Source organism: Streptomyces sp. NPDC000410 (assembly GCF_040300305.1).
In the GTDB taxonomy this organism is placed as follows: domain Bacteria; phylum Actinomycetota; class Actinomycetes; order Streptomycetales; family Streptomycetaceae; genus Streptomyces.
Map to the genome: position 1 here is coordinate 166,222 of NZ_JBEPDM010000010.1, position 6,000 is coordinate 172,221.

General features: G+C 70.0%; 6 protein-coding genes. 1 reads left to right on the top strand and 5 read right to left on the bottom strand.

All coding sequences use genetic code 11. The features are described from left to right. Window positions 1–251 precede the first annotated feature (251 nt). From ABT342_RS14875 to ABT342_RS14885, 3 genes are all read right to left on the bottom strand, one after another. On the bottom strand, window positions 252–1,172 hold the full coding sequence (locus tag ABT342_RS14875; RefSeq protein ID WP_351572419.1) for a DUF2637 domain-containing protein: 921 nt from the start codon (window positions 1,170–1,172) through the stop codon (window positions 252–254). A 19-nt stretch (window positions 1,173–1,191) separates the two neighbouring features. Continuing rightward, a complete protein-coding gene (locus ABT342_RS14880) occupies window positions 1,192–1,482 on the bottom strand; it encodes a hypothetical protein (protein WP_351572422.1) in 291 nt (96 codons plus the stop codon). Between the two features lie 273 nt (window positions 1,483–1,755). Then, entirely contained in the window at window positions 1,756–2,421 is a 666-nt protein-coding gene (locus ABT342_RS14885) for an NADPH-dependent F420 reductase (protein ID WP_351572424.1), read from the bottom strand. 73 nt (window positions 2,422–2,494) lie between these two features. Between ABT342_RS14885 and ABT342_RS14890 the strand changes: the two genes are divergently transcribed. Next, window positions 2,495–2,887 (top strand): winged helix-turn-helix transcriptional regulator, encoded by a 393-nt coding sequence (locus tag ABT342_RS14890; RefSeq protein ID WP_351572427.1) that lies wholly within the window; start codon window positions 2,495–2,497, stop codon window positions 2,885–2,887. A gap of 268 nt (window positions 2,888–3,155) precedes the next feature. Here the strand turns inward: ABT342_RS14890 and ABT342_RS14895 are convergent, their stop codons facing one another. Next, a complete protein-coding gene (locus ABT342_RS14895) occupies window positions 3,156–5,540 on the bottom strand; it encodes a xanthine dehydrogenase family protein molybdopterin-binding subunit (protein ID WP_351572429.1) in 2,385 nt (794 codons plus the stop codon). A gap of 2 nt (window positions 5,541–5,542) precedes the next feature. Beyond that, a partial coding sequence (locus ABT342_RS14900; RefSeq protein WP_351572432.1) for a (2Fe-2S)-binding protein occupies window positions 5,543–6,000 on the bottom strand: 458 nt, incomplete at its 5' end.

Below are 6,000 nucleotides of genomic sequence, written 5' to 3' on the forward strand. Positions count from 1 at the left end.
GGCCTCGACCAGAGTGAGCCCCCGGCCGGGACCGTGGGCCGTGGGGTCGGGGGTGCGGTCGGTGCGCAGTGCAGGTGTCGGCCGCGGCCGTCGGGTCACGCACGCGGACAGGCCGTATGAACGCACGACGGGAAGAGCGGCCGGCCGGCATGGACGGGGGACCTCCACCCTCCATGTCCGCGCCCCCCAGCTCCCCCCTCCCCCCGTATGCCCGGGACTCCCACTGGACCGACCGCCGACTCCGTCCGGCGCTACGGCTCCCTCGGGCCCCGAGGGACTCGGGCGCCGGTCTTCTGCTTGGGAATCTGCTTCGGGTGACGGTAGGTGGAGGGGGGCGGTGCGGACGCGCGGCGTCGGCGGACGGCCTTGCGGGGTGGACGGGTGAGCGTGATCTGGCGGACGAGCTGCTGGAAACAGGCGAGGGCCGCGAGAGCGGGAAGAGCCGCGGTCGCCGCGCCGGTGATGGTCCTGGGTGCCTGGGCGATGCACAGGAACATGGCGATGCTGGAGAAGAACAGCACAACGGACCAGGAGTGCGCCGCGCGACGCCGGTGGAGCGCGGCGCGCAGGATGGACAGGGTGGCCACCACCCAGGGGCCGTAGACCAGCAGCGGCCAGCCTGAGCTGTAGGGGGCGTGGATACCGGCGAGTTGGCGAAGAGGGTCGTACGTGAGCATTCCCCCGAGCACGCTGACCATCGAGACGACGACAGCAGCTACCGCGGCGATGAAGTAACTGGCTCTCTGCAGCCGGCTGAGCGTGGGCCTTCGCGGCTGGACACGGCGGTGCGCGGGCATGGTGCGTACGGGTGGCAGTTCTGAGGTGATCTGCGCCAGACCTGTGAGACGTTCCTCGGCGGCCATCTCCTCACTGGGCTCCGGAGTGGGCTCCGCGAGGAACGCGGCGTCGGAGAGGAACGAGGTGTCGGGGAGGAACGCGGCGTCGTCGGCTGCGGCTTGGTCCCTCAGCAGATGTTCCAGCTCTTCCGCCGGGTCCCATGATGGGTCCAAGGGAACGAACGGAGTCAACGGCGGCTGCTGCGCGGCCACGACATAGGGCTGCCCGTAGTCCGTGTAGGACCAGGCCGTCGCGCCCGACTCATAGGACCAGGCCGTCGCGCCCGGCCCATAGGACCATGCCGTCGCATCCGGCTCAAGGGGGGTTCCGCCCACTGCGTAGTCTCTGTAGACCTCAGACATGGCGGGTGCGCCCAGCCCATTCCCTGTGCCGTGCGTCGGCCGGGCCACGGGACCACAGACGGTCGAACTCGTCCTGGATCTCACGCATCTCCGACAGGAACTTCTCAAAGGCCTCGGACGACTCCCGCAATTCGATTCGCTCGCCGCCGTAGCACAAGAGGGCGCTCGCGTCGGGGATGGACGCGGGGCCCGGCGTGAAGGTCCACGCCCGCGTCAAGAGCACACGGGCATCGGGGTAGGAGTCCGCGCCGACGGACGGGCTCCATGGCGCGGTTGAGGACACGAGTGATGTCATATCCCACCAACGTCGGACACACTGGTACAGATGCGCGGCATTCGGGTGACGCTATGCGACATATGGGTGTTTTGGCGGGAGAGTGTTCGTGTCGCACTGGCGGAGTGCCGCCGATGTGATCTTGGTCGTCACAGTCCGGACCGACCGCATACGCCACTTCGCAGTGCGGGCTCGGCCTCGACAACTGCGGACACCAGGTGCCACGGATCCGCCCGACATAGGCGGCGGTCTTCTCCGCGTACGCCTGGAGGAGCGCCCGGCTCAACCATCGAGCGCCCGGCCTGTAGGTCCGGCCGCATAGGCCAGCGGAGGGGCGATCGCCTGGGCGTCCGCTCCCTCCCCGACCCACAGGGCGATGAACAGCGCGGCGGTCGCCTCCAGCAACCCCGCCCGTTCGAGACCGCCGCCCGCCAAGGGCTCACAGCCCACATGGCGTACCAACTCGTGTACGCGCACGACTGCGGCCTCGTCGTCCCCGCAGACCGGAACGGCCAGTGGCCGCCCGTCGAAGACGGGTGGCCGCATGCGCCACACGTCCTCATGGCAGAGGTTGAACGCCTTGACCACGTGTGCTCCCGGTGCCGCCGCGGCCAGCCGCTGCGCGGCCGAGGGGCCTCCTTCGGTCAGCAGCCGGAAGCCCGGACCGACCGGGTTCGAGCAGTCCAGCAGCACCCGCCCGGCCAGCGACTCCCGCAGCTCCTGTGCCACGACTGCCCCCGCGCCGAAGGGCAGTGCTGCCAGCACCACCTCGCCGAACTCGGCCGCCTCACGCAGACCGACAGCCTTCGCACCGCCTCCGATGCGCGCCGCGAGCCGCTCCGCCCTGTGCGCGTCCCGCCCGCCGATGGCCACCTCGTGACCGGCCCGCGTCCAGTGGGTGGCGAGTGCGTCCGCCATGTTGCCCGTTCCCAGCACGCCGATTCTCATCACGCGTTTCCTCTCAGTGCCTGTTCGACCGTTCGGAACGACGCTAGGAGGCCGCTCGGGCACCATTTGGTACGTGACGACCGACGCTTTCCTCGCCGACTGCCGTGCCCGCCTCGCCTTCGACCTGCTCTCGAACACGTGGAACGCCGTGGTGCTCTGGGCGCTGCGCGACGGTCCCAGGCGCCCCGTCGAACTGCGGGAGCGGATCGGGGGCATCAGCTCCAAGGTCCTCACCGAGACGTTGCGGCGCCTGCAGTTCAACGGACTGGTGGCCCGGCGCGCGACGCATGCGGCAGCACCACCGCGGGTGGAGTACGAACTCACGGATCTGGGACGGACCTTGCTGGCACCCATCGACGCCATCGGCGCGTGGGCCTTCGAGCACGGCGACGAGGTCATGGCCGCGCAGGAAGCCGAATCGGCCCCTGCCACTCGGTCGGCCGTCCGGAGGGTATCCAGACCTTGACGGCCGTGACGCCTCGGCCGCATAGCATCGCTGGCGCCTCAACGTAGCCGGAGCTGCCGCACTTACCGCCGCGGCTCCGAACGGCGTCGACCCCGGGGTTCTTAGAATCGTACGTCTAATAAGTACGTTCCTAAGAACGAGACCAAGCCCCTCAGGGCACGCCGTCCGCGCCCTCGCCCCTCCCGAATCGCACGCGACGGGTGGTCCCGGGCGGCGGCGCGGCGGACCGAAACGCGCGCGCCGCCGCCCGAGGCCGGTCAGGTCCCGGTCAGGTCCCGGTGAGGTGCTCGGGGCGGACCGGCGTCTTGGTGAGTTCCAGGCCCGTCGCGTTGCGGATCGCCGCGACGACCGCCGGGGTGGACGACAGGGTCGGGGCCTCACCGATGCCGCGCACTCCGTACGGCGCGGCGGGGTCGCCCATCTCGAGGTACTCGACCGGGATGGTCGGGGTGTCGAGGATGGTCGGGAGGAGGTAGTCCGTGAAGGAGGGGTTACGCACCTTCGCGGTCTTCGGGTCGACGATGATCTCCTCCATCACCGCGACGCCCAGGCCCTGGGTGGTGCCGCCCTGGATCTGGCCGATGACGGAGAGCGGGTTGAGCGCCTTGCCGACGTCCTGGGCGCAGGCCAGTTCGACGACCTTGACGAGCCCCAGCTCCGTGTCCACCTCCACGACCGCGCGGTGCGCGGCGATGGCGTACTGGACGTGGCCGTTGCCCTGACCGGTGACGCGGTCGAAGGGCTCGGTGGGGCGGTGCCGCCACTCCTCCTCGACCTCCAGGACCTCGTCCTCCAGGACGTCCACGATGGTGGCGAGGACCTCGCCGCCGTCGGTGACGACCTTGCCGCCCTCCAGGAGGAGTTCGGCGGTGGCCCACGCCGGGTGGTGCGAGCCGAACTTGCGCCGGCCGATCTCCAGGACCTTCTCGCGCACGATGCCGCAGGAGTTCTTGATGGAGCCGCCGGTCATGTACGTCTGGCGGCCCGCGGACGTCGAACCGGCCGAGCCCACCTGGGTGTCGGCGGGGTGGATGGTCACCTGCTGCACGCCGAGCTCGGTACGGGCGATCTGCGCGTGGATGGTGACACCGCCCTGGCCGACCTCCGCCATGGCCGTGTGGATCATCGCGACGGGCTCGCCGTTGATGACCTCCAGGCGCACCTTGGCGGTCGAGTAGTCGTCGAAGCCCTCGGAGAAGCCGACGTTCTTGATGCCGACCGCGTAGCCGACACCGCGGACGATGCCCTCGCCGTGCGTGGTGTTCGACAGACCGCCGGGCAGCGCGCGGACGTCGGCGCCGTCGGTGGTCTCCCACTGGCGCTCGGGCGGCATCGGGCGGGCCTTGACCATGCGCAGCAGTTCGGCGACCGGGGCGGGCGATTCGACCGGCTGCCCGGTCGGCATGATCGTGCCCTCCTCCATCGCGTTGAGCTGCCGGAACTCCACCGGGTGCATGCCCAGCTTCGCGGCCAGCTTGTCCATCTGCGCCTCGTACGCGAAGCACGCCTGGACAGCGCCGAAGCCGCGCATGGCGCCACAGGGCGGGTTGTTGGAGTAGAGGCCGATCGCCACGATGTCGACGTCGTCGATGACGTACGGGCCCACCGAGAGGGACGCGGCGTTGCCGACGACCGAGGCCGTGGACGACGCGTAGGCGCCGCCGTCGAGCACGATCTTGCACTTCATGTGCGTGATCTTGCCGTCCTTGGTGGCGCCGTGCTCGTAGTAGAGCTTCGCCGGGTGGCGGTGCACGTGGCCGAAGAAGGACTCGTAGCGGTTGTAGACCATCTTCACCGGCTTGCCCGTGCGCAGCGCGAGCACGGAGGCGAGGATCTGCATCGAGATGTCCTCGCGGCCGCCGAACGCGCCGCCGACGCCGGCCATCGTCATACGCACCTTCTCCTCGGGCAGGCCGAGGCACGGGGCGATCTGCTTGAGGTCCGAGTGCAGCCACTGCGTGGCCACGTACAGGTCGACGCCACCATCCTCGGACGGCACCGCGAGGCCGGACTCCGGGCCGAGGAAGGCCTGGTCCTGCATGCCGAAGGTGTACTCGCCGGTGACGATGACGTCGGCCTTCTTGGCGGCCTCGGCGGCGTTGCCCCGGATGATCGGCTGGTGGTGCACGATGTTCTGGTGCGGGACGTGGGCGGCGTGGTGGTCGTCCCGGTTCTCGTGGACCAGGATCGCGTCGGGAGCGGTCGCCGATGCCTCATCGGTGATGAGGGGCAGCTCCTTGTACTCGATCTTGATCTTCGCGGCGGCGCGGCGCGCGGTCTCCGGGTGGTCGGCGGCCACGAGGGCGACCGGCTCACCGTGGTGGCGGACCTTGCCGTAGGCGAGTACCGGGGTGTCCTGGAACTCCATGCCGTAGTTCTTCGCGGCCGGCAGGTCGTCGTGCGTCAGAACGGCGTAGACGCCGTCCATGGCGAGCGCCTCGGAGGTGTCGATCGACACGATCTCGGCGTGCGCGACGGTGCTGCGGAGCGTCTGGCCCCACAGCATGTCCTCGTGCCACATGTCCGAGGAGTACGCGAACTCGCCGGTCACCTTGAGGGTGCCGTCCGGGCGCAGCGTCGACTCGCCGATGCCGCCCTTCGTCTGCGAACCCTGGGTGACGTTCCTGGGGATACCGGTGGTGGTTCCAGCCATGATCAGACCGCGCCTTCCTGGAGTGCTTGACGTTCCTGGCGGGCCGCGGCCAGGCGGACCGCGTCCAAAATCTTTTCGTAGCCCGTGCAGCGGCAGAGGTTGCCGGACAGGGCCTCGCGGATGTCCGCGTCGGACGGCGAGTCGTTGCGCTCCAGGAGCTCGTCGGCGGCGACCAGGAGACCCGGGGTGCAGAAGCCGCACTGCACGGCGCCGGCGTCGATGAACGCCTGCTGGATCGGGGAGAGTTCGGCGCCCTCGCCGGTCTGGCCGTCGCTGCCCTTGGCCTGCCAGCGCTGGGCGGCGTCCAGGGAGGTACCGCAGCCGCCGGAGCCGCAGGCTCCGCCCGGGTGGGCGTCCTCGCGGTGCTTGGCGAAGTCCGCCAGGCCCTCGACGGTGACGACCTCGCGGCCCTCGACCTGACCGGCCGCGACCAGACACGAACACACCGGCACACCGTCGA